Source organism: Accumulibacter sp. (assembly GCF_036625275.1).
Lineage (GTDB): Bacteria > Pseudomonadota > Gammaproteobacteria > Burkholderiales > Rhodocyclaceae > Accumulibacter.
Genome location: NZ_JAZKUD010000039.1, coordinates 14,478 through 38,390, shown reverse-complemented (window position 1 = coordinate 38,390; position 23,913 = coordinate 14,478). Strand labels below are relative to the sequence as shown.

At 58.8% G+C, this 23,913-nt stretch carries 21 protein-coding genes and 1 riboswitch; of the genes, 6 read left to right on the top strand and 15 right to left on the bottom strand.

The annotated features are described in order from the left end of the window. Positions 1–658, top strand: a 658-nt coding sequence (locus V5B39_RS13120; protein WP_332343340.1) for a hypothetical protein, incomplete at its 5' end; no start/stop codon positions are given. Between the two features lie 585 nt (positions 659–1,243). Here V5B39_RS13120 and V5B39_RS13115 read toward each other — a convergent pair. The 10 genes from V5B39_RS13115 to V5B39_RS13070 all read right to left on the bottom strand — a co-directional run bounded on the left by V5B39_RS13115 (position 1,244) and on the right by V5B39_RS13070 (position 9,556). Next, positions 1,244–1,969, bottom strand: a complete 726-nt coding sequence (locus V5B39_RS13115; RefSeq protein WP_332343339.1) for a PIG-L deacetylase family protein — start codon at positions 1,967–1,969, stop codon at positions 1,244–1,246. Further along, on the bottom strand, positions 1,962–2,639 hold the full coding sequence (locus V5B39_RS13110; RefSeq protein ID WP_332343338.1) for a class I SAM-dependent methyltransferase: 678 nt from the start codon (positions 2,637–2,639) through the stop codon (positions 1,962–1,964). Before V5B39_RS13110 ends, V5B39_RS13115 begins: the two co-directional genes overlap by 8 nt. Then, positions 2,629–3,330 (bottom strand): WbqC family protein, encoded by a 702-nt coding sequence (locus V5B39_RS13105; protein WP_332343337.1) that lies wholly within the window; start codon positions 3,328–3,330, stop codon positions 2,629–2,631. Before V5B39_RS13105 ends, V5B39_RS13110 begins: the two co-directional genes overlap by 11 nt. Before the next feature lie 4 nt (positions 3,331–3,334). Then, entirely contained in the window at positions 3,335–3,910 is a 576-nt protein-coding gene (gene pseH / locus V5B39_RS13100) for a UDP-4-amino-4,6-dideoxy-N-acetyl-beta-L-altrosamine N-acetyltransferase (RefSeq protein ID WP_332343336.1), read from the bottom strand. 8 nt (positions 3,911–3,918) lie between these two features. Further along, positions 3,919–4,980, bottom strand: a complete 1,062-nt coding sequence (locus V5B39_RS13095; RefSeq protein WP_332343335.1) for an N-acetylneuraminate synthase family protein — start codon at positions 4,978–4,980, stop codon at positions 3,919–3,921. Beyond that, positions 4,977–6,104, bottom strand: coding sequence for a UDP-2,4-diacetamido-2,4,6-trideoxy-beta-L-altropyranose hydrolase (gene pseG, locus V5B39_RS13090; RefSeq protein WP_332343334.1), 1,128 nt, complete (start codon positions 6,102–6,104; stop codon positions 4,977–4,979). Before pseG ends, V5B39_RS13095 begins: the two co-directional genes overlap by 4 nt. After that, entirely contained in the window at positions 6,101–6,790 is a 690-nt protein-coding gene (gene pseF / locus V5B39_RS13085) for a pseudaminic acid cytidylyltransferase (RefSeq protein WP_332343333.1), read from the bottom strand. The genes pseG and pseF overlap by 4 nt, the downstream gene beginning before the upstream one ends. Then, entirely contained in the window at positions 6,787–7,932 is a 1,146-nt protein-coding gene (gene pseC, locus V5B39_RS13080; RefSeq protein WP_332343332.1) for a UDP-4-amino-4,6-dideoxy-N-acetyl-beta-L-altrosamine transaminase, read from the bottom strand. The genes pseF and pseC overlap by 4 nt, the downstream gene beginning before the upstream one ends. Then, entirely contained in the window at positions 7,929–8,930 is a 1,002-nt protein-coding gene (gene pseB / locus V5B39_RS13075; protein WP_332343331.1) for a UDP-N-acetylglucosamine 4,6-dehydratase (inverting), read from the bottom strand. The genes pseC and pseB overlap by 4 nt, the downstream gene beginning before the upstream one ends. A gap of 194 nt (positions 8,931–9,124) precedes the next feature. Continuing rightward, positions 9,125–9,556: a DUF29 domain-containing protein gene (locus V5B39_RS13070; RefSeq protein WP_332343341.1), complete on the bottom strand. Its 432-nt coding sequence runs from the start codon at positions 9,554–9,556 to the stop codon at positions 9,125–9,127. Between the two features lie 297 nt (positions 9,557–9,853). On the opposite strand from V5B39_RS13070, the gene V5B39_RS13065 reads away from it, so the two are divergent. From V5B39_RS13065 to V5B39_RS13055, 3 genes are all read left to right on the top strand, one after another. Next, positions 9,854–11,812, top strand: coding sequence for an efflux transporter outer membrane subunit (locus V5B39_RS13065; RefSeq protein WP_332343330.1), 1,959 nt, complete (start codon positions 9,854–9,856; stop codon positions 11,810–11,812). Between the two features lie 220 nt (positions 11,813–12,032). Next, positions 12,033–14,177, top strand: a complete 2,145-nt coding sequence (locus V5B39_RS13060) for a peptidase domain-containing ABC transporter (protein WP_332343329.1) — start codon at positions 12,033–12,035, stop codon at positions 14,175–14,177. Then, the gene (locus tag V5B39_RS13055; protein WP_332343328.1) at positions 14,150–15,520 is read left to right on the top strand and encodes an HlyD family type I secretion periplasmic adaptor subunit; all 1,371 of its coding nucleotides are present in this window, start codon (positions 14,150–14,152) and stop codon (positions 15,518–15,520) included. Before V5B39_RS13060 ends, V5B39_RS13055 begins: the two co-directional genes overlap by 28 nt. A 53-nt stretch (positions 15,521–15,573) precedes the next feature. Here the strand turns inward: V5B39_RS13055 and V5B39_RS13050 are convergent, their stop codons facing one another. Then, positions 15,574–19,017, bottom strand: coding sequence for a M10 family metallopeptidase C-terminal domain-containing protein (locus V5B39_RS13050; protein ID WP_332343327.1), 3,444 nt, complete (start codon positions 19,015–19,017; stop codon positions 15,574–15,576). A 73-nt stretch (positions 19,018–19,090) separates the two neighbouring features. Beyond that, positions 19,091–19,178, bottom strand: a riboswitch (cyclic di-GMP riboswitch). A gap of 71 nt (positions 19,179–19,249) precedes the next feature. Here V5B39_RS13050 and V5B39_RS13045 point away from each other — a divergent pair. Next, positions 19,250–19,576 (top strand): EscU/YscU/HrcU family type III secretion system export apparatus switch protein, encoded by a 327-nt coding sequence (locus tag V5B39_RS13045; RefSeq protein WP_332343326.1) that lies wholly within the window; start codon positions 19,250–19,252, stop codon positions 19,574–19,576. Positions 19,577–19,658: 82 nt separating this feature from the next. Further along, positions 19,659–20,456, top strand: coding sequence for a flagellar brake protein (locus V5B39_RS13040; RefSeq protein WP_332343325.1), 798 nt, complete (start codon positions 19,659–19,661; stop codon positions 20,454–20,456). 94 nt (positions 20,457–20,550) lie between these two features. Here the strand turns inward: V5B39_RS13040 and frdD are convergent, their stop codons facing one another. From frdD to frdA, 4 genes are read right to left on the bottom strand one after another with little or no spacing between them, the layout of a single operon-like run. Next, a complete protein-coding gene (gene frdD / locus V5B39_RS13035; protein ID WP_324577884.1) occupies positions 20,551–20,919 on the bottom strand; it encodes a fumarate reductase subunit FrdD in 369 nt (122 codons plus the stop codon). After that, positions 20,916–21,314, bottom strand: coding sequence for a fumarate reductase subunit C (locus V5B39_RS13030; protein WP_332343324.1), 399 nt, complete (start codon positions 21,312–21,314; stop codon positions 20,916–20,918). Before V5B39_RS13030 ends, frdD begins: the two co-directional genes overlap by 4 nt. Further along, entirely contained in the window at positions 21,311–22,060 is a 750-nt protein-coding gene (locus tag V5B39_RS13025) for a succinate dehydrogenase/fumarate reductase iron-sulfur subunit (protein WP_034929085.1), read from the bottom strand. Before V5B39_RS13025 ends, V5B39_RS13030 begins: the two co-directional genes overlap by 4 nt. Continuing rightward, the gene (gene frdA / locus V5B39_RS13020) at positions 22,053–23,840 is read right to left on the bottom strand and encodes a fumarate reductase (quinol) flavoprotein subunit (RefSeq protein WP_332343323.1); all 1,788 of its coding nucleotides are present in this window, start codon (positions 23,838–23,840) and stop codon (positions 22,053–22,055) included. Before frdA ends, V5B39_RS13025 begins: the two co-directional genes overlap by 8 nt. Between the last annotated feature and the right edge of the window lie 73 nt (positions 23,841–23,913).

Sequence of the window (23,913 nt, the reverse complement as noted above, 5' to 3'; positions counted from 1 at the left end):
TCGCCTCTCGGCAGGCTTCACCAATCGAGAGAACGAAGACCCGGACGAACTGCCGGTAACTGAGCACCACGGCCAGCAACCCGACACCCTGACCAGGCCACAGCAAGCCCGACCGGCCGCCAGTGCGTTGTCTCGTCTTCGGCCTAGCACCGCTTGCCAACCGATCGCCACCGAGCACTGCACGACGCTCGCCTTGCTGCCCGCAACCCGAGATCCTGACCAGGCCACGGCAAGCCCGATCGGCCGCCAGTGCGCTGCCTCGTCTTCGGCCTGGCACCGCTTGCCGGCGATCGCCACCAAGCACTGCACGACGCTCGCCTTGCTGACCGCAACCCGAGACCCTGACCAGCAGACCACGGCAAGCCCGATCGGCCGCCAGTGCGCTGCCTCGTCTTCGACCTGGCACCACTTGCCGGCCGATCGCCACCGAGCACCGCCCGACACTGACCACGCCAGCGGCAACCGCTGCCTGCCCGCAACCCGAGACTCTGACCAGGCCACAGCAAGCCCGACCGGCCGCCAGTGCGCTGCCTCGTCTTCGACCTGGCACCGCTTGCCAGCCGATCGCCACCAAGCACCGCCCGACACTGGCGCCGTCGTCGCCTCTCGGCAGGCTTCACCAATCGAGAGAACGAAGACCCGGACGAACTGCCGGTAACTGAGCACCACGGCCAGCAACCCGACACCCTGACCAGGCCACAGCAAGCCCGATCGGCCGCCAGTGCGCTGCCTCGCCTTCGACCTGGCACCGCTTGCCGGCGATCGCCACCAAGCACCGCCCGACGCTCGCCTTGCTGACCGCAACCCGACACCCTGACCAGCAGACCACAGCAAGCCCGATCGGCCGCCAGTGCGCCGCCTCGCCTTCGACCTGGCACCGCTTGCCGGCGATCGTCACCGAGCACCGCCCGACCTAAGCCGGTTTGTCGACTTTGTCGACTTTGTCGTTTGTCGATACGAAATAGCGAAAAACGCTACTTACCCGCTCAACGCCGGCACGACGAAATGTGTTTAGCCCTCTTCAAAGCGTGTCGGCTGTCAGGCATGGGGGTATTTTTGGGGGTATAGCTATTTGACATTTATCGAAAAAGCCCGCGGATAGGACGTTTCAAGCTTCAATTACGTTCCTGTCGAGGGACGCGATAGGCATCCCGGGCCGTCCGGCATGGTCTTTGAACCCGGTAAAAACGAGCGCGGAGGCGAACAGCCCGAGGATGGCATGACCCTGTTTTGAAATGCACGGTCATTGCGAGTCTGCCGATCCATTCCATGTGATGAACAGGGTATCAAGCATCCGGCCCACCACGAAAGCTTCGGCTGCCGCCACGCCGATACTTGCCCCTCGCCATCTCGCCAGATGCTCACAGGCCGCGATCGAGCGTGCATGTGGCCAATCCTTCATCTCCAGGGCATAGCTGCCGAGCGCGGCCAGTTTGCGATCAAGCATCGGAGAAATATCGCAGAAATAGTTCGGTACAAAACCGCTGTTCCCTGACATGCGCCAGTCGGTACTCGACGGCACCTCGAAAAACAGGACCTGACGCAGTCGGTTTCCCGGTTGAGGACGGCAGGCAGTCTGCACGGCTTCGCTGGTAATCCGGTGATCGATGTTCAGATCGCCAGGAAAATGGGTATAAATGATGTCCGGATCGGCCTTCCTGCAATGGGATTCCACGGCCTTGACCACATCGAGCAAATGCACGCTATCCATCCGGTTATCCGGAAAATCGAGCATTGCCAGCGAGGTCGATCCGAGTCGAGCATGCGCCTCCCTGGCGGCTGCAGAGAGAACCAACAATTGTTCTCCGGCTGCGGTGCGGTCACGCTGCTCCGAACGACTGGTGGCACCTTCTGCCAGGATCAGCACATGGACATGGTCACCCTGGGCAAGATGCCTGGCCATGGTCCCCCCGCAACCCAATATTTCATCATCCGGGTGAGCGGCAACGACCAGAACACTTCTAATCATGCGGCTTCCTGGCGACGATGTTCCAGGAGGCGAACTGATGGTTATCCTGTGGCTCATATCGTCGCATCAGTTTCTCTTCCATGAACAAAATCTCGAAACTCGAAAACAGATCTCGAAGATGGGCTGCATCGGAAAAGTGGACTTTTCCTACCCCGGTGAACTGACCCTTGCTGTAGCCTGTTCTTGTAAAATCATCATCAGCGGCTTCGCCAGACAAGAAATCACTATGGTTCATGGAAAACCAATCTGAGCCGATAAATAGGCCTTCAGGCTTGAGCGCATCGAAAACGATCTGCAATGCACTTCTTATCGACGCCGTGCTGTTGTGGGTCAACGAAGCCCTGTCGAGAACGAGATCAAATCTTCGCGCGAACGGCTGCTGAATTGTGAAATCTGCCTTGATGATATTTTCTGTAAGATCAGGATAGCGTTGATGCAGCTTTCTCACAATGGTTGGACTACCCTCTATGCCATAATAGTCCATACTCAGAGAAATGAATAAGGGTATATTCGCACCTGCCCCCGAGCCAAGTTCAAGAACACTCCCACCGCCTGCCACCAGGACCGGTTTGAGGTGCCGATGGACGAGACTGACCACATCGGACCACGGCCATACCGACAGATGAGTACTTTCCGCGTAACGCTGCTCCCATTCAGAACTAAAACTCATGCGATTTCCCGATCAAAACAGGGTGTATGTCCGAACCGCAGTTCATCCAGTAATCGACGATGCCCATATAGGGTTCGAAATTTCCCCATAACTGCGGATAGGTTGGATGCTGAAAATCCTGGTATTCGATCGCTATTCCGGAAGCCGCGAAACGATCCTCATCCAGATAGTTTTTCCCCAAAGCGCCGGACAGATATTTTTCTGCTCCGAAATGCTGGCACAGATCCAGGATCAATTGTGATTTTCTGCTGGTAATCGGCAATTCCGATGCACGAACCATCCTTGTGTTCATTCTGAATTCCGTCACCCAGAATCGAAGTTGCTGCCAGCACAACTCGGCAAGATTGGATTCCGGCGTTGCCAGCAACTGTTCGATTATTGGAAAGCACTCCCTGAATCTTGGCGCTTTTCGGTAATTCATTTCCAGCGACTTCAAATGCTTGCTGCGCCAGGGTTGCATATCGTCAGTCAAGGTTTCACGAAGTGATGCCTGAATATGCCCTTTGACCCTGACCGGAATGGTCAGCCATTGTGGTCCCTGTGCCGTTTTTATCTTGTTGCGGTTGATGAAACTGTTCTTTTCGAACTGCACGGTATCAAGAAAAACGAAGACATCCGCGCGTGCAATTTTATCAAAATAACCCAGCCATGGCAGATAGGCTGGCTGATGGGCAGAAAGAACAACCCCCATCAGGCTAGTCAGTGCTGAACAAGGTCTTTGCTATGTCGCCTCTTATTCCCATCCAGTCCTCCCGGAAGAGCGCCATCACCACTACACCAAAAACTCCATCATCCCTGTGGATATGTTTCTGAAGAAACCCTTCCTTGTTGAATCCAAAGCGCTGGTGCAGACGAACCACTGCCGTATTGAAATCCAGAACCTCACAGCACAGCTTGTCGATGGACATTTTTTCAAATACGTACTCGAGAGCAAAGTATTCCATGACCGCACCGAGTCCTTTCTGCAGACCTTCCCTTTCATCCGACAGATTGAATGCCCAGGCACAACGACGATCACGATCATTGATATCCGTGAAGGACACAAAACCTACAGGCCGGCCTTTCTCCCTGAACATGAAATGCCGGGATTTTTCATTATTCAACTCCCTGCGAAACCACTGGTCATGTTCTTCCGGAGTGATCGGCCTGATCTCATACATGAAATGGCGTATCGATTCGGAATTACGCCATCTCAGGATCAGATCCTTATCCTGATCATCGAGGGCTGTCAGAGCATAATCAGGATAATTGAACAAGATTCTGGTAACCATTTTTATCCTTAGTTTGAAATATCCGTCAACTGAAGATAGCTCCCCTTCTTGATCGGGTGCGCTGCTCTTAGGCCCATCACCCGATCAATCAGCTCTGGAGACAACCCGGCACCGGGTCGCCGCAAACCGATATTCTCGGCATTCAATTCCTCGCCCATCTCAATGTTTCGTAATGCCACGATGCTCCGCCTTGCCTGCAAGCGCATCGCTCTTTCGGCTTTCGTCGGCATGATCATCGGGCTGCCCAATCTCTCGTGCGCACCCCTGATCATTTGTATCCATTCACGCAGGCCCTCGCTTTCTTCGGCAAACCAGTGATCCGGCCCCGGCAGATCATGGTCCAGTGTGAAGTGCTTCTCGAATACTTGTGCACCCAGGGCGACAGCCAGAGCGGCAGCCAGGGGACCCTGCGTGTGATCAGAAAAGCCGACCAGCAGGCCCGGAAAGGCCTGCTGCAGGGTCGTCAGCTTGCGGACATTCACGTCCTGGGCAGGCGTGGGGTACTGGGATGTACAGAGCAACAGGACCAGAGGCTTGCCGGAAAACCATCCGACCGTTTCCAGCGCCTGGTGCACCTCGGCCAGATCACTCATGCCACAGGAAAGAATCAGCGGCAGATTCTCGGCGGCATAGCTCCGGAGTAACGGCAGGTTGGTGAAGTCGTCGGAGCCCACCTTGATCGCCGGCACACCGATCGACATCAGCAGATCGAGGTCGGAACGGTTCTGTGGAGTCGAGAAAAAGGTAATCCCGACAACATCACAGTGGACCTTGATTGCACGCCATTGCCCGGGAGTGAACTCGTAGCGTCTGAACATTTCCCGCATGGATTCGGTGACGGTTTTCCCTTGCGACTGGTAGGTGAACATCTGTTCAGGATCGCCGCAGAATTCTTCCGCCTTAAAGGTCTGAAACTTGACCGCATCGGCACCGACCTCTTTGGCAACTTCGATCATTCGTTTGGCCAGGCCAAGATCACCATTATGATTGATGCCGACTTCGGCGATGCAGTAAGGGGGTTCATTGGGGCCAATGCTCCGCCCGGCGATGGCCAAGAGGCTGTTATTCATATGCGCTTCTCATCCCCAAGAATCATTCTTGATACCTTTTCGACGCCTGAACCATCGCACACTTTGCTGGCACAGTCGATCATTGTCGGCAACTCATCGACGACCATTCCTTCCAGATATTGCGCATAATAGGCGGGAGTGAGTTCAGAGGCCACACCCAGAGTTCGCTGAGCCCCTTGCTGATGCATCATCGTAGCGGTCGGGCGCTGGTTTTCACCAAGGATGACGACGAGACTGGGCAATCCAAGGATACATTTTTCCCAGGTCACGCTCCCGCCTGCAGTGACGGCCAGATCCGCGGCCGCCATCAATTTTGCCATGTCGGGCGTCTGGATGTGCAGTGTCGCTGAAGGAAGGTTCGCCAGGGTTTCCTTCAGGGTTTGCAGGGCGGAATAGCTTTCCCCGACGACCACGTCGATATGCTTCCAAGGTTTTCTGGACAGCATCACCCCATCGAGGACCTTTCCGGTTTCATCGTCAGGATCGCTGCCTCCCATGAAAATCAACAATCGGTTCAAAGCAGGCATTTTCCGCCGGGCAAGACTGGCAGGCCGAAGCATGCTGAACTCCGGTCTCAGCAGGGCGTATTGCGGGCCAACCAGGCAGATACAATGGCCGGGCACTTTGCCCTGGTAGCGGTTTTCCATTCCATCGACCAGATTCTGATCAAGCAAGAGATCAGCAATATGTTCGCGGTCGGCAAGGTCGTCAATGACCATCAGCTTTCGGTATGTCGCCTTGAGCGCAGATTCCCAGCGAGCATCGAGCGCATAATGATCAACGATCAGCCAGTCCGTGACCAAACCATGCAAAGCCGTCTGTGTTTGCCCGGCGTCGGTAGACCAGTCGGCGCCAAGCCAAACTGCATGCGCCAGTTGAAACGGGGGTTCACGGGAATCAGGCGAAGCGTTCGCCACCGTGCCAGACAAGGCAATCGCGGCATGCCCGCGTTGCCGGATCAGGTCAAGAAGATGGCCTGGGTGCTCACGGCAGATAAAACGGCAACGGGCACCCGCGGCCTTGAGGGCATCGGCCAGTGTCAAACAACGCATGACGTGGCCCGTGCCGATTTGCAGGGAGGCATCGACGCGAAAGGAAATCTCTTGCCCGGTCATCCGGGTCATCGTGTCTGCAGCGCCTTGAACATCCACTCGGCACGTTCCCAGTCTTCCGGCGTATCAATGTCCTGCACGCGGTGACGGGGCAGAATCACCGGCGTTGCATCGGTTGAAAAGATCGGTTTGTCGGCCATCCACGCCGCGGCACGCCCCCAGTAGAACTGGCCGGCATCATGAAAGGCCTCTTCCAGGTCCTGCGAACGGGTGTTGAAATGCTCGGGTTGAAACATCTGAACCCGCCCTTCTTCCGTCAGCCTGATGGCACGCTGAATCGGGAAGGCAAAGCTGGTGACCGAGAAAGCGAAATCCGAACCGCTGTCAGCCAGCATTTGCAGTCCCCGTTGCAGATCGACCGGGCTGACGAATGGCGCGGTCGCGTAGATGCAGCAAACCAGGTCCGGCATGTCGCCCTGCGCGTGATACCACTCGATGGCATGTGCGACCACGGCGGATGTTCCGGTGTGATCGTCGGAGAGGGCTGCCGGTCGCATGAACGGCACCTCCGCCCCATACGCCTTCGCCACTGCGGAGATTTCCATATCGTCGGTCGAAACGACGATGTGATCGAAAAGCCCGGAGGCGCGTGCCGCATCAATCGACCAGGCGATCATCGGCTTGCCGCAGAACGGTTTGACGTTCTTGCGCGGAATGCGCTTGCTGCCACCACGGGCCGGAATGATTGCCAGCTTCATGCCAGGGCGTTCGACAGCGCAGCCACGACCTGGTCCTGCTCATCGTCCGTCATCGAATAGAACAGGGGCAGACTGATGGCGCCGCGGTAGAAATGCTCGGCTTGTGGGCACTTCCCGATGCCAAAGCCAAGCATCCTGTAATAGGGCTGTAGATAGACGGGAAGGTAATGAACATTGGCACCGATGCCTTGGGCGCGGAGTGCGTCGAAGACGACACGACGTTGTCCGGAAGCAACCTGGATCGGGTATAGATGGTAAGCCGAACGGCCGTATTCGGCCTGCAGCGGTAAACCCAACGGCAGGTTGGCCAACAGCCGGTCGTAGCGCGCGGCCAGTTCACGCCGGCGTGCCACGAATTTGCCCAGACTTGCCAACTGGCTGAGGCCGAGTGCCGCCTGGAGATCGGTGATCCGGTAGTTGTAACCCAGTTCGATCTGTTCGTAATACCAGGCACCTTCATTCTTGTTCTGCAAATCGGCCGGGTCGCGTGTCATTCCGTGCGACCGCAGACGCTGCAATGCCTGGCGCAATGCCGCGTTATTGGTCATCACCATTCCTCCTTCGGCGGTGGTCAATATCTTGACTGGATGAAAACTGAACACGGTCATGTCGCTATAGGCGCAATTGCCGACCTTGCCGGCCTGGTAGTCGGCGCCAACCGCATGCGATGCATCCTCGATCACCCGGCATCCGTATTGCCGTGCCAGCGCTCCGATCTTCTCCATATCGCAGGATTGACCTGCGAAGTGAACCGGGATGAGCACCGCCGGCAGCACACCATCGAGACTGGCCTGTCGCAATTTCTCTTCCAGCGCTGCCACGCTGATGTTGTAGGTCAGCGGGTCGATGTCGACAAAGTCGACCTGGGCACCGCAATACAGGGCGCAATTGGCCGAAGCCAGGAAGGTGTTCGGAGAGGTCCAGACCCGATCCCCAGGGCCGACGCCGAGCGCCAGGCAGGCGATGTGCAGCGCTGCCGTCGCATTGGCCACCGCCACCCCGTGGGCCACGCCGCAATACGCAGCCAGCGCGCGTTCGAAAGCGTCGATACAGGGTCCCTGCGTGATCCAGTCCGAACGGAGCACCGCCACGACGGCCGCGATATCCTCTTCGGAAATCGATTGGCGACCGTAGGGAATCAATTCTCGCGGCCCTGTGCGATCAACGCGCGAATGGCCGCAACATCGAGGAACTCGGGATTGGTGCCGGAACTGTATTCAAAGCCACCCTTTACCGGGAGGCCGATCTCACCCAGCCGATTCTTGTTGTAATCGGCCTGCAGGGTGAACGAGATTGCTGGCTTGATCACGAAATGGTCATGAAATTCAAGAGTCAGATGGGAATCATCGCCTGGGCACATGGTTTCATGCAGCTTTTCACCAGGACGAATGCCGATGATCTTCAGTGGCAGGTCCGGAGCAATGGCCTTGGCCAGGTCGAGGATGGTCGCCGACGGAATCCTGGGAATGAAGATCTCGCCGCCATGCATGCGCTCAAAATTCCTGATGACGAAGTCAACCCCATTTTGCAGGGTGATCCAGAAGCGGGTCATGCGCTCATCCGTGATCGGCAATTCGGTGGCGCCCTGCTTCAGCAACTTCTGGAAAAAGGGAATGACCGAGCCGCGCGAGCCAACCACATTGCCATAGCGAACGACCGAGAACCGCGTGCGGCGGGAACCCACGATATTGTTCGCTGCGACGAACAACTTATCGGAGGCCAGTTTTGTTGCACCATACAGGTTGATCGGATTGGCCGCCTTGTCCGTCGACAGGGCGATCACCTGTTCCACCTCGGCGGCGATGGCGGCCTGGATCACGTTTTCGGCACCATATATATTCGTCTTGATGCATTCCATCGGGTTGTATTCGGCGACTGGCACGTGCTTCAGGGCCGCTGCGTGGATCACATGATCGACCCCATCCATGGCTTGCCTGAGACGCGGCTGGTCGCGCACGTCGCCAATGAAATAGCGCATCTGCGGCACATTAAAAATCTGCGCCATTTCATACTGCTTCAATTCGTCGCGTGAATAGATGATGACCTTTTTCGGCTGATAGCGCGCCAGAATGGTTTTCACGAACTGCTTACCGAATGAACCAGTACCGCCGGTAATGAGAATCGTCTTGTTGTCGAGCATGGTCTCTCCCGGTCAAAAGCGGGCGTAAGAACGCCAGGTTATTGATAATCGCGGCTAACGGTCATGACTTTTCCAGGCACCCCCGATCATGAAAGTCATGACCGTTTCCCTCTCCCCCGGCCCCTCCCCCGCGAGGGGGGGAGGGGAGATTCGTGAGTTGCTGACGCGACTTTCACAGTAACGGTGAAAGTCGGTCAGACCGGCAACCAATCTGGAGCAATCACTTCGGCAATGGCCCAGGGGCATTCGTCCGGGAAGGTATCCACGCCGGTTTCCGAGATGGCTTGAGAAACCGCATCCGCCCATACGTCGGACCACCACCTCGGGTCCTTGAGTTTGTCTGACAGGCTGGGAGTTTCCTCCAGTCGCAGCAGAACACGCTTGCGTTGCTCCTTGATCGTCCGGACCCAACTGCTACCGCGTCGATCCGGCTGGTATTGCCATTTGAGCAGGTGGGCCAGAAGGACGGCCATACGGTTGGCCAACTCGCGCTGTTCGCTCTTGCCCACATCCTCAATCTCCTCCGCAATATGCTCCAGGTCGAGCAGATCAAAGCGACCGGCACGAATCAGCCGAGCCTGTTCATTGGCCCATGCCACCACATCCATCTCATATCTTGTGCCCACTTGACCCTCCTGCACCCGGAATCCTGTTCCGGCATCCTGCCGTGCGAACCGCGGCGGCCGCTTGTCGTTCAGGAAAATCGGCATGAAACCGTTCGGCGCCTTTGGTCTCCGGTTTTCACTATAGCGCGTATCCCTTTGCATCGCACCACCAAGGCTGAAAATCCCGTTCAAATTTACACAATACAAGCGATAATTCAACCCTTTCCTGGCGCATCAAACGCGCATGCTGGAGCGGTGGCGGCGGGAGCTGCGAACCGGTGATCGCAGCTCTCTTGGACAGGCCAACTGCTTTACCGCATGAATCAACAGCTTGCAGCTTCAAACAGGTCGCACCTTGCTGGACGGCATGGGCTGTGGACCCTGCTTTGTGTACAGGCACTGACTGGCTGCATCAGCCTGCCAGGCAGCTACCGCATCCCCGAGGTTTCCTTGCCCGCGCAGTACCAGGATGCGGCCAGTACCGGGACCGCTTTGCCCACTTCAGGGCAGACCGCCGCTTCGCCCGCGGCAGCAGGTCTCTCGAACCCACCGGAAGCAGCCTCTGCCAACACTCCGGTCGATTGGTGGCGTGACTTCGGGAACCCTGAACTCCAGGGCCTGATCGATCGTGCGCTCGCCAACAACCCGGATATCCGGATTGCGCTGAACCGTATCGTCCAGGCCAAAGCCAGGGCGGACCAGGCCGCTGCGGGTAAATATCCAGGCCTTTCTGCTCCCCTGGTGATTGCGCAACAGTCTCCCGGTGGCGTGACGGTAGGAACGGCTCCGGCTGGCGGCGTCTCCAGTGTGAGCAGCAACAGGACTTCGCAACGCACCTATCAGGCCAGCATCCGGGCGGACTGGCGGCTGGACATCTGGGGCGAACAAAGCGCTCTGGCGGAATCCGCCAATTTTCAGCTCTGGCGGGCCGTCCATGAACGGGAAAACGTCCAGAGGAATCTGACGGCCAGCCTCGCTACCCACTACGTCGAATTCCTGTCCCTCAATGATCGCCTCAGAATCGCCGTCGAGACCGAAGAAGTGCTGAGTACAACCCTGGCCACCATCGAGAAACGGGTCAAGGCCGGTGATGCCACCCTTTCCGAACTCGAGCAGCAACGGGCGGCAATTTTCGCCATACGCGCAACCATTCCCACCCTGGAACAGCAAAGGCTCGACGCCATTGGCGCCATGGCGTTTCTTCTGGGTACGGTCCCCGGCAAACTCAGTCTCTCCAATGACGGACTCGACTCCCTGACCATTCCGCGTGTGGCCCCCGGCCTGCCCTCGGCCCTGCTGCTGCGCCGGCCCGATGTGCGCGTCGCAGAAGCCCAGCTTCTGGCCGCGAATGCCGATGTAAACGTCGCCCGGGCGCGCATTCTCCCCCCCATGGACCTGTCAGCCCAGATCGGTTACAGCGGCATTGCCCTGTCGCAACTGTTCCAGCCCCAAACCTTGTTCTGGAATGTCGTGGACAATCTGGTGGTCAGCATTTTCGATGGCGGCAGAAAGCGAAACGAGCATCTGTTCTCACAAGCCGTCCAGGAAGAGATGGTGGAAAGCTACGCACGCACCCTCTACCAGGCCATGAAAGAAGTGGAAAGCGCTCTGGCTGCTGTTCGCCTGGCAGAACGACGCCTGACCGCCCAAGGAGAAGCCAGCAAGGCCGCCCGCCGTGCCTGGGATATCACCACCAGGGTTTACGCAGTGGGGGGAACCGACTATCTGAGCTTGCTGGAAACCCAGCGCAGTTATCACCGCTATCTGGAAGACTACCAGAAGATCCGAATGGAATGGTATAAGGGCCACATCAACCTGTTCCAGGCACTGGGTGGCGGACTGAAGGCAGAGCCTCCAGCAGCGGCCGGCAAGCTTGCGACGATCGGTTCAACCCAGCCACTGCCACGGACGACCAAAGACATCCCGGTTCCGATACACGAAGGTTCGGAAGCCGGCGCGCACGCCTTCTGGAAGGTAGAGCTGGCCGGCTTCTACCATCGTTCGACGATCGATCCGACCTGGCGTGATCTGCGCGGTCGTTATCCAGCACTCATGGAAGGCCGCCGCCTCCAGCCGCGGCTCAAAGGCCGCATCGAGGAAGATGATGAAGGTCAGCAATCCTGGTATCAGTTGTACATCACGAGTTTCAACAGCCAGGGGGAAGCGGAACAATATTGCCTCGCCCTGAAAGCCGATCAGCAACGGTGCCAGGTGGTCTCTTCCGAGTCTGACTTGTCCAATCCGGAACATGCGCTCCTGCAGCGCCCTGGTACGTAGTGGCAGAATTTCCCGGCAACTCGGATCGCAGTCGCCATGGCCTGGCAGGCTTGCGGTCTGGGATCTGTTCATTGCCGGAAGATGGTAAAGTTGCCACCGCCTTCTGGCGCACGAAGGAATCGCAGGGCGAAGGTTCCTGGCAGAATGCCACCCCCACAAAAATGGATGAAACAGCAAAAACAGCCGGCCGCACGAACCTCACATCGGCAAGCTCCTAGCAATGACTCAAAAATTCTCGCACAGCGTTGTCCAGTGCCTCGCTGCGATCGCCCAGAATCAGGGGATCAGGATCAACCCTGAACGCCTGATCCACGATTTCGCCCTGGCGGATGAAGAGCCGGCCGCGCCCCTGGTGTTGCGGATGGCCGCCGACATCGGCATGAAGGCAAAGGCGGACAGGCTGACCTGGGGCCAACTCGTCGCCCAGCAAGGGGTGTTCCCCGTGCTGGCCCGCCTCAACAACGGTGCCGGCGTGATCGTCGTCGGGATTCGGCAAGAGGAAGAGCGCAAACAGGTGGCGGTCGTCGATCCCTGTTCTGTTGCGGTGGCGATCACCTTTTATTCCGAAGACGAGTTCTGCGCGATCTGGGGCGGCAATGTCATCCTGCTCAAAAGGGCCCATTCGCTCTTCGATACGCAGCAGCCTTTCGGCCTGCGCTGGTTCATCCCAGAGATCCTGAAGCAGCGCACCGCCTTCCGGGACGTGTTCATCGCCGGCATGGCGATGAACGTCCTGGCCCTGGCCTCCCCCCTGTTTTTCCAGGTGGTGATCGACAAGGTGCTGGTACACCAGAATGCATCGACCCTGATGGTGCTCACCGTCGGGGTCATTATCGCCATGCTGTTCGATGCGGCCTTCGGCTACCTGCGCCAGATACTGCTGTTGGCGGCAACCAACAAGATCGACATGCACGTCACCCGCCGGGCTTTCGGCCACCTGCTCTCCCTGTCGATCGACTTTTTCGAGCTCTCCACCGCCGGTGTGGTCACCCGCCAGATGCAGCAACTGGAAGGCATCCGCCATTTCCTCACCGGCCGCTTGCTGTTTGCCGGCATGGATGCCCTGGCCCTGGTGATCTTCCTGCCGCTGCTGTTCACCTACTCGTTCAAGCTGGCGCTGATCGTGCTGGGATTCGCTCTCATCATTGCCCTGATCATCACCATTTTGCTACCCACTTTCCGCAAACGTCTGGACCGGCTCAACAGTGCCGAGGGCGTCCGCCAGGCGCTGCTGGTGGAGACCATCCACGGCATGCGAACGGTCAAGGCCCTGGCCATCGAACCGGTGCAGCGCAAGGCCTGGGACCAGTTGTCGGCGGAAGCCATCAACGCCCATTTCGAAGTCGGCAAACTGGCGATTTCCGGCAACCTGGCCACCGAATTCCTAGGCAAGCTGATGCCGGTGGTCATCGTCTTCATCGGTGCCCAGAGCATTTTCGATCAGACCATGAGCGTCGGGGTGCTGATTGCCTTTCAGATGCTGTCGGGACGAGTGATCAACCCCTTGATCCAGATCGTGAGCCTGATCAACGAATATCAGCAGACGGCCGTTTCCGTGCGCATGCTGGCGGAAATCATGAACCGGCCACCGGAAGGTCGGATCGGCGCCGGCGGCCTGCGCCCCCTGCTGAAAGGACAGATCAGCTTCGAGGAGGTCACCTTCCGCTACCCTGGCGCCAGTGTCAATGCACTGGACCGGACCAGCTTCACGATTCCGGCGGGCGCCGTCGTTGGTGTCGTGGGACGCAGTGGTTCAGGAAAAACCACCCTGACCAAGCTGATCCAGGGCCTTTACCCGGTGCAGGAAGGCCTCGTCCGCTTTGACGGCATCGATGCCCGGGAAATCGACCTGTCTCATCTCCGCCGCCAGATCGGGGTAGTCCTGCAGGAGAATTTTCTTTTCCGCGGCAGCATTCGCGACAATCTCACCATCACCAAGCCCGATGCCAGCATCGAGGAAATCGTCGCCGCCGCCCAGGCGGCCGGGGCCGACGAATTCATCGAACGAATGCCGCAAGGATACGACACGCTGCTGGAGGAGAACGCATCGAATCTGAGTGGCGGGCAGAAGCAGCGCCTTTCGATCGCCCGTTCCCTGCTGGCCAGGCCCAACGTCCTGATTCTCGACGAAGCCGCCAGCGCCCTCGACCCGGAAAGTGAAGCGATCTTCATCCGCAATCTGTCCCGGATCGCCGTGGGCAGGACGGTGATCATGATCTCCCACCGATTGTCCACCCTGATCAACGCCGATGTGATTCTGGTCATGCAGAATGGCCGCTTGTCGGACTGGGGCACGCACACCCAACTGCTCTCCCGCTGTGAGACCTACCAGCATCTATGGAACCAACAGACAGGCCATCTTTGATCCGCCGGCTGTGGTCCCGGCAAACGCCTGATCAGCCGGCCCTGGATTTCCTGCCCGATGCGGACGAAATCGAGCGGCGGCCACTGCCCCGTTTGGCCAGTTTCACCCTGCACCTCCTCGCTCTGGCACTCCTTGTTTTTCTCCTGCTGGCGACCTTCTCGGACATCGACCTGGTGATCACCGCGCGGGGAAAGTTGATCACCCCGCTGCCGAATATCGTGCTGCAACCGCTGGACACCGCCATCATCCAGCAGATCAATGTCAAGCCCGGACAGATCGTGAAAAAGGGGGAGCAGCTCGCCACCCTCGACCCGACCTTTACCGAGGCGGATGAAACCCAGCTGAGAACCCGCCTGGGCAGCCTCGATAACGAACGAGCCAGACTGGAAGCGGAACTGTCGGGCAAAACCGTCACCACTGATGCCACGGCCAGTGATGACAAGAAAATCCAGGGCCGCCTTGCTGACGAAAGACAGGCCAGCTATCTCGCCCAGATGCGACGGCTGGATGAAAATATCGCCCGCATCCGGGCCTCCCTGGAAACCAACCGCCGCGACCAGACCGCGATGAACTCCCGCGTCCAGGTACTCCGGGAAATGGTCACCATGCTCGAACCCCTGGTGGCCCAGCAATATGCGGTGCGCGCCCGCCTGCTGGAGGCTCAGGATCGCCTGCTCGAAGCCGAGCGAGGCGCCCAGATGGCCCGCAGTCGGGAGCAGGAACTCCAGAAGGAACGGACTGGGCTGGAAGCCGAACGTCTGTCCTTCCAGACCGGCTGGCGACAAAAAATCATGGAGGAACTTCTCGCCCTCTCCCGTGAGCGGGATTCGGTCAACGAGCAGTTGCAGAAGGCCGACAAACGTCACCAGCTGGTCGTCCTGACCGCACCCTCCGACGCCGTGGTGCTGGAGATTGCCAAACTGTCCGCCGGTTCCGTCGCCAGGGCCGCCGAAACCTTGTTCACCCTGGTTCCCCTGGGAGAAAGCCTGGAGGCCGAGGTCCAGATCGAATCCGCGGATGTGGGTTATGTCAAACTCGGCGACCGGGTGCACATGAAGGTCGATGCCTATCCCTTCCAGTTGCACGGTGCCCTGGATGGCGAACTGCGCACGATCAGTGAAGACGCCTTCCGTCGCGAGAACGTCGCGGTTGGTGGCAGCGAGGCCTACTACCTGGGCCGTATCCGCTTGACCACGACCCAGCTCAACCGGCTTCCGAAACACGCTCGCCTGCTTCCCGGCATGACCATCAGCGCCGAGATCACGGTGGGCAAGCGCTCGGTGATTTCCTATCTGCTCTGGCCGCTGATCAAGGCCCTCGATGAGTCGGTTCGTGAACCGTAAGGGGTATGCCGGGAGAGTCCATCCTCGCAAACCCTGCGCATGAGCCCCCCCGTTCAGATCAGAAGAAAGTCGCCATGATCGAGCGTGGGGTGAGTCGCAAGACCCAACACCGCAATTTCCACCGCTGCGCCCTTGCCGCTGCCATCGGCATCGTAGTACAGGGAGCCCGTGCTCGTGTTATAGATCACCCGGTCATCCGCATCGTGCCCCTTGACCGCATCGGTAGCCGCCCAGAACTGCGCTTCGCCCAAAGCGCCGATCGTCTTTCCCAGTCCCTTGAACACCAGCAAGCTGAGTTCGATATGGTCGGTTCCTGACTCGAAATCGACGAGGACATCCCGATTGTTGGCAGCGTTTGCTGCCGTGTTGAGCACGAAATGATCTTCGCCCTCGCCGCCGGTAAGGGTATCGTTACCCAGTCCGCCGAACAGCGTGTCGTTGCCGCTGCCACCGAGAAGCTGGTCGGCACCGCCGCTGCCTTCGATCCGGTCAGCAAATGCCGTTCCCGTCAGGACGTTGGCACCGGCATTGCCAATCAGGGTGATGGCGTTGACCAATGCTGACGCATCGGCATTGAGTGCCACTGAACCCGTGCTCGTGGCCACCGCGCCGGTGCCCGTGCCAAGGACCACCCGCTCGATGCCCGTATCGCCCGCAAACAGGGTCAGGGTACTGGCGGTGGTGGCTGCGAAACGCACTTCGTCAACACCGGAGTTCCCCGTATCCGCAATCTCGGCTGCCGTATGGACGGTGGCGAGCGCGATCAGGTAGATATCGGAACCCTCCCCACCATCCATCAGGTCGATACCGGCCTGGCCATTCAGGAGATCATTGCCGCTACCGCCATTCATCTGGTCAGCAAAAGCCGTTCCGGTCAGGATGTTCACACCGGCATTACCGACCATGGTGATGGCGTTGCCCAACGGCGACGCATCGACATTGAGTGCGACCGTACCCGCACTGTTTGCCACCGCGTCGGTACCCGTACCAATCACCACCCGCTCGATACCCGTGTCGCCGGCATACAGCTTCAGGGTGCCGGCACTGGTGGCCGTGAAACGCACTTCATCCACCCCGGTGCTGCCGGCATCGGCGATCTCGGCCGACGAATGATGGGCAGCCAGTTCGAACAGGTAAAGGTCCGAACCCTCACCGCCATTCAGGCTGTCAACCCCGCCCAGACCATTCAGGACGTTATCACCACTGTTGCCGGTGATGATGTTGGCGAGCGTATTGCCCGTTCCCATGAGATGGGCCGTCCCGGTCAGTTCGAGCTTTTCGACATGGGCTCCCAGTGTCCAGGATACCGATGCCTTGACCAGATCCTTGCCATCCGCGGCGCTGCTTTCGATAACGACATCGGAGACGTTATCCACCAGGTAGATGTCGTCGCCCTTTCCGCCGGCGAGCTGGTCCGTGCCGGCGCCACCGTCAAGCAAGTCGTTGCCTATTCCGGCCTCCAGCGTATCGTTGCCGCCAAGACCATACAAGGAATCATTGCCGGCCGTGCCGGTCAGGACATTGACCGTATCATCGCCCTCAAGCGTCAGCCCGGAACAGGGAACCGCGCTGATCAGGTAACTACCGGTGGACTGGGCACGATCCTTGGCGGCCAGGTAATAGGTTCCGCCGACGGTCGGCGTATAAATGATCTGTGAATCGGTGGTGGACAGGCTGGCATTATCATTCTGCGTAATGACTGCCAATTTGGAGGAATACAGTTCAAGGTAGGGATCGAGACTCCCGCTGACCCGGGCCAGTTTGAAGATATAGCTGTTGTTGGCCTTCAGGGTGACCTTGAACAGGTCGCCGTCGGATGCCTGCCCAATGACGCCGGACACGGCCGCCCCGCCGACGGTAATCGCTCCGCGCGTATTTGTCGTCATGGGATAGTCATCCGGAACGGCAGTGACGTCATCGTTGCGGATCGTGCCCGCAGCGCTTGCCGTCCCCACTGCCAGCCCTGATGAAGGGTTGCTCAGGCTGAGGGTAAAACCCTCGTCAGACTCGACGACCGTGTCCCCGACGACCATCACCTGGATCGTCTTCGTCGTTTCGCCAGGCTGAAAGGTGACGACACCGGAAGTGGCGCCGGTAAAATCGGAAGAAGTGGCCGGGGATGCACCGGAGCCGTCCAGCCTCCAGTCCACGGTTTGCGTGGTCTCGCTCGCTTTGCTGAGGCTGACATTGAACACGTAGGCCGTGGAGCCGCTGTTGCCTTCGACAATCGAAGCTGCGCCAGCGACGATCGATACCTGCACGGAGACAGGATCTGGGTCAGATGACGCATCTGCCGACAACTCGCTGGCAGACTTGGTCACATTCGAGAAGACGAAAGTTTCGACATTTTTAATCAAGTCGGAACCGGAGCCGCCACTCGCAAAGGTGAAGCCCTGATTGATGGTATAAGAGAACGTATACTCCGAAAAAGTACCGGCAAACACCACCGTATCATTGCCCGCCCCACCGTCGAGGGTATCGTTTCCGGCTCCCGCCACGAGCGTATCGTCGCCCGCCCCTCCAGTCAAAGAATCGGTTCCGGAACCACCGTCGAGATAATTATTCAGGGAATTGCCGGTGATCGTATCGGCACCGGTGCCACCAATCGCATTTTCGATATTGCAGGTATACGCAATGGCGATGTTGTAGGTCATGCTGTTGCATGAGGAATAGGCGCCAGGCGTGAGATCGATCAGGCTCGGCGTTGACCATCCGCTCAGGTTGAGTGTATCGGTTCCAGCGGAATCGTAAATCGTCAGGATCGGATGAAGGTTGACCGAGAAATTGTAGATTGCGGACAGGGTACCGAAATCGCTGCTGCCAAATCCGTAGGTGGTATCCTCTGTGCGGGTCGTGGTTTCGGCACCGTACATGCTCTGTATAGCCATGATGTCATTGAGCATCGGCGTCTGCGGCGAATACAGCTTCCCGTCAGCACCGACCCAGTCGGCCCAGGCCACCAGGCCCACCCCACTGGACGAGCCCGAACCCCAATTGGGACCAAAGTAGGACATCACCGAATAGACACCACTGTCCTGGTAGCTCGAGGGTGTCCAGGAACCCCCACCATTGTAGTCACCCATGTGATCCAGCCCGAAAGCATGGCCGATCTCATGCACGTAGGACAGAAACGAATGCGCGCCCACCTGGGGGTTCATCAGGTCGGAATAAGCACGACTGAACCACACGCTGCCAGTCGTCGGGAAGTAGGCATGGGCGTATTCAACGCCGGTGGACGAAGTCCCGAATTCGATATTGGACGAACCGGACGTGACCTTGGCGAGATCCGGGGTGACGAGATCATCCCAAGTCTGCAGCGCAAGTGTGGCGGCGGCCTGCTGGACGGAATTCAAGCCCTGGAATCCGGCCAGCTCCTGACTACCGTAGAGGCCGCTCGACGAGGTCGGGAAAGCGTAGGTGATCGTGCTCCCGGACCAATGAGAACCGGAATCAAGCTGCGCGAGAATTTGCTGCTGTGTCCAGGATGCGAGTGCCACGTAACCAGCCCTTCATTTAAGAAGGCGGCAAGGTCGAGGGCAAGCAGAAATTGAACAGCAGAAATCGCTGAATCTATGCAACCCGGCCACCCTTCCTGACGATCAGGTTAGGGCCCTCGGCTTTGCGTCCGGAGATTTCTCCCCGTTTGCCTTTGGATAAGATGTGGCGAATAATACACGTGACGTTATTTTTGTCAAGCGCTTATTCGGCAAAAGCAATCTAGGGAGGGACATGCCCAAAATACCCGTCAACCCGCAAAAGAACGCCGTTGCTCTCGCCTACAGCCAGACCGATACTGCCCCTCGCGTGGTGGCCAGAGGACGGGGGCTGGTAGCCGAGCAGATCATCGCGCGGGCGCGTGAGCACGGCGTTTATGTGCATGAATCAGCCGAACTGGTGTCGCTACTGATGCAGGTCGATCTCGACCAGCACATCCCACCACAGCTCTATCTGGCAGTGGCCGAACTGCTGGCGTGGCTCTACCGGCTGGAAAATGGCCAGGCAGCGTCACCACCGCCACGCCTCTCGGCCGCCGCTGAAGCGACATTGAAGCCATGAGCCCGCCGTCGTCTGCGTCGTTCATTACCTCGCTTGCGGTTTTGCTTTAAACTGCCCGCTCCAGCCGATTCCGGGAAGGACAATGGAAAATACGGATGTTCACGCACAACAGGCGCCGCTGCAATTCGAAATCGAACAACCTAAAGAATACGGTCAATACCTGTTGTATTCCAAAGTCGAGATTGCCGCGATCCTTCGCGCCCTGATGCAGAAACGGGCTCTGATCAGCGCCTACTTCAACAAAAACCGGTCCTTCCTGCTAACCGCGGTGCTGGCCGTGGATACGGCCGCTGGCAAACTGGTTCTCGACTACGGCCGAGAGGGCGAGACCAACCGCCTGGCTTTGCTGACCGAAAAACTGCTGCTGACCGCTGCGGTCGACAAAGTGAAGGTGCAGTTCACCCTGGGTAAACTCTCGGAGACGCAGCACGCCGGGCTGCCTGCTTTCAGCGCTGTGCTACCCGACAAACTGTTGAGACTACAGCGTCGCGAGTGCTTCCGCCTCTCGACGCCGATCACCAAACCGGTCAAATGCACCGCCACAATCCGGCGCGAAGATGGCAGCGCCTGCCTGCTCGAGGCACCATTGCTGGATATCAGTGGTGGCGGGGTCGGGCTGATGGCGCCGCCAGGTCTGGCTGCCCTGCTGCAGCGCGGCACCATCATCAGCGATTGCAAGGTCAGTCTGCCTGACGAGGGTCTGCTGGTTGCCACTCTGTGCGTACGCAACAAACTGGACTCGACGACCAAAGGAGGGTCCCACTACGTTCGTATCGGCTGCGAGTTCATTGCCTTGCCCGGTGCCAGAATGAACATGCTGCAACGCTATATCAACCGCATCGAACGCGAGCGCAAGGCCCGACTAAGCGGCATGGCCTAGAACGAAGTGCGCGCGGCAGCGAGCTTGTTGCGCGCTGCCGCGGGTCGCCGAACCGAAAAGACTTCCGCAACGACCAAGCCCTCCCTGGCAGGACTTAAAAGCCAATCCGCAGCAACGCGAACGCAGCGAGCAAGGTTCCCAGCATCGCCAGCCCGTAGCAGATCAGTTTGGCACCGGTACCGGCGTGGATACCGACATCGTGCAGGCTGTGATAGATCCGGTGCGCGGCGTGCCACAGGAATAGCGCAATGATCGCAAAGATGAAGCCCTTACCGATGATATTCTGGGCGAAAGCAAGCATGCGCGGGTAGCTCATGGTATCCGGTGGCAGCAGCCAGGCGAGCGGCACGGCGAGACCGGTGATGAATACCAGCATCGGACCCAGCAGCGCCGAAAGCATGCCACCGGCGCCGAACAGCGCCCAGAAGATCGGGGCGTTAGAACGTTTCAGCGTTGGTTTCATCGTGCCATCCCCCATACCAGAGCGAGCAGACCGAGACAGGCAGCGCTAGCGACCGCCAACCCGCTGCCGGTAATGACGCAGGCTGAAAGCCGTTGGCCTCCGACCACCACTGGCGGCATCGTCCGCGGCATGATCTTGAACCAGGTGTAAGTGTGATAAGTCAGCGCAATCAGTGCGAGGACGTGAAAACCGATGTAAAACGGGCTCTTCAGGGCCGCCAGCCAGGCATTCCAGGCGGCTTCACCCTGCGACAGGTGCAGCAGCCCGTTGAGCAGAATCCCGGCATAGGCAGCGACGAAGAGGGCTGTTCCCTCGTGAATCATGTACTCGACGAAGTACGGATTCCTCCGCCACCAGCCATCCATCGAGCGCACATAGGGACGACGCTTGTTCACTTGGCACCTCCCTTCGGGGTAATGAAACGCAGGAAATAATCGGCTGCACTGTTGGTCTTGTTCTGGTTGACGGCGTTGGCCGGGTCGACATGCTTCGGACACACCTCGGAGCAGTAACCCACCGCCGTGCAGTTGAATACCCCTTCTTCGGAATTGATGAGCTCCATACGCTCGGCCTTGCCGCCATCGCGAGAATCGACGTTGTAACGATGCAGCAAAGCCGTCGCTGCCGGCCCGATGAAGCTCGGGTTCAGACCGAACTGCGGGCAGGCGGCGTAGCATAACAGACAGTTGATGCACGAACTGAACTGCTCGTAGGCATGCAGTTGTTCCGGTGTCTGCAGATACTCGCCCTGAGCCAGCTTGCGTGGCTCCTTTGGAATGATGTAGGGCTGAATGCTTTCCAGCTTCTCGATGAAGCCATCCATGCTGATCACCAGGTCGCGCTCGATCGGGAAGTGCGCCAGGGCTTCAACACGCACCCGCGCCGGATAGAAGTCGCGCAGAAAAGTCTGGCACGACAGGCTCGGTTCGCCGTTGATCATCATGCCACAGCTGCCACAGATCGCCATCCGGCATGACCAGCGAAAACTCAGCGAACCATCGAGGTAGTCCTTGATGTACTGCACGCCTTGCAGAACCGACATATCGTCGGTAAACGGAACCTCGAACACCTGCCGATGCGGTTCCTTGTCCTTTTCGGGGTGATAGCGCAGAACTTCGATTTCGATCGTCTTTTCAGCCATGGGAAGCCTTCCTTTCCTGCTCCGCCTTCTCGCCGGCAGCGCCATAGGCGCGCGTGCCAGGCTGCGACTTGGTAATCTTGACAGGGCCGTAATCGATGCGCGGAGCTCCGTCAGCGACATAGTGCGCCTGTGAGTGCTTCAGGAAGTTGACATCATCGCGCTGCTCGAAGCCGTCGAGGCGCTGGTGTGCCCCCCGCGACTCGCGCCGATGCAGCGCCGAGTAGGCCATTGTCTGGGCAACATCGAGCTGGTACTCGAGTTCGATGGCCAGCAACCACTCGGTATTCCAGACACTCGACTTGTCCTCGACATTGACCTTCTTGAAGCGCGCCTTGAGCTCGTCGAGTTTGTCGCAGGTCTTTTGCATGGTTTCCGCCAGACGATAGATGCCGCAGCCCTCCTCCATGGTCTGGGCCATTTCCTTGCGCAAGATGGCAATGCGTTCATTGCCGCCGGTTTTCAGCTTCAGTCCAAGAACCCGTTGCTCGACGGCCTGTGCCTGCTTCTGCAGCCTGGCTGAATTGCCAGGCACCACCGATCTGGCAAAGCGAGCCGCTTCGACACCCGCCACCTTGCCAAACACGCAGAGCTCGGAGAGGGAATTCGATCCCAGCCGGTTGGCACCATGGATGCCGACGCTGGAACATTCGCCGGCCGCATAAAGACCGGGTAGCGGCGACGCGCAGAGACCGTCGACGAGGATTCCGCCCATCGTGTAATGTACCGCCGGCCGCACCGGGATCGGAGCCCGCGCCGGATCGACGCCAAGAAACTGTTCGGCCAGTTCGTAGATCTGCGGCAGTCGCTCGCGCAACTTGGCTTCGCCGAGATGGCGCAGGTCCAGATGCACGACCGAACCGTGCGGCCCCTCGATGGTACGACCCTTTTGCTGCTCGTACCAGAAGGCCTGGCTGAGGCGATCGCGTGGCCCGAGTTCCATCGCCTTGTTGCGCGGCGAAGGTTCGGCCGGGCCAAGACCATAATCCTGCAGGTAGCGATAGCCATCCTTGTTCACCAGGAAGCCTCCTTCGCCCCGACACGCTTCGGTAAACAGCAGACCGGTCCCGGGCATGCAGGTCGGATGATACTGGACGAATTCCATGTCGCGCAGCGGCACGCCGTGGCGGTAGGCAAGCGCCATGCCATCGCCGGTGACGACGCCGCCGTTGGTGTTCTCGCGGAACACGCGGCCGGCACCACCGGTGGCGATCACGACCGAACGGGCTTCGACCAGCGTGAACTCTCCCGAACCGATCTCGATCGCGACGACCCCCTGGACGCGGCCGTCCTCGACCACCAGATCAACGCAAAAATGTTCGTCGAAGCGCTTGATCGACGGATACTTGATCGAGGTCTGAAAGAGGGTGTGCAGCATGTGAAAGCCTGTCTTGTCGGCGGCGAACCAGGTTCGCTCGATCTTCATGCCGCCGAAAGCCCGCACGTTGACATGCCCGTCCGGGGTACGGCTCCATGGGCACCCCCAGTGCTCGAGCTGGGTCAGTTCCTCGGCACAGTGTGCCACGAAATACTCGACCACATCCTGCTCGCACAACCAGTCGCCACCACCCACCGTATCGTTGAAATGATACTCGAGGCTATCGGTCGACAACTTCACCCCCGCCGAACCGCCCTCGGCGGCGACGGTATGACTACGCATCGGATAGACCTTCGAGACCAGTGCGATCCTCAGTGCGGGATCAGACTCCGCGACGGCAATCGCTGCCCGCAGACCTGCCCCGCCACCCCCGACGATCACCACGTCCGCCTTGTATATCTCCACGCTTTTTCCTTTCTCGCGCCGGGCATCGCCGGCGACGACCCATATTTCAAAAGCCCCGTCGGAAAAGCTCCGG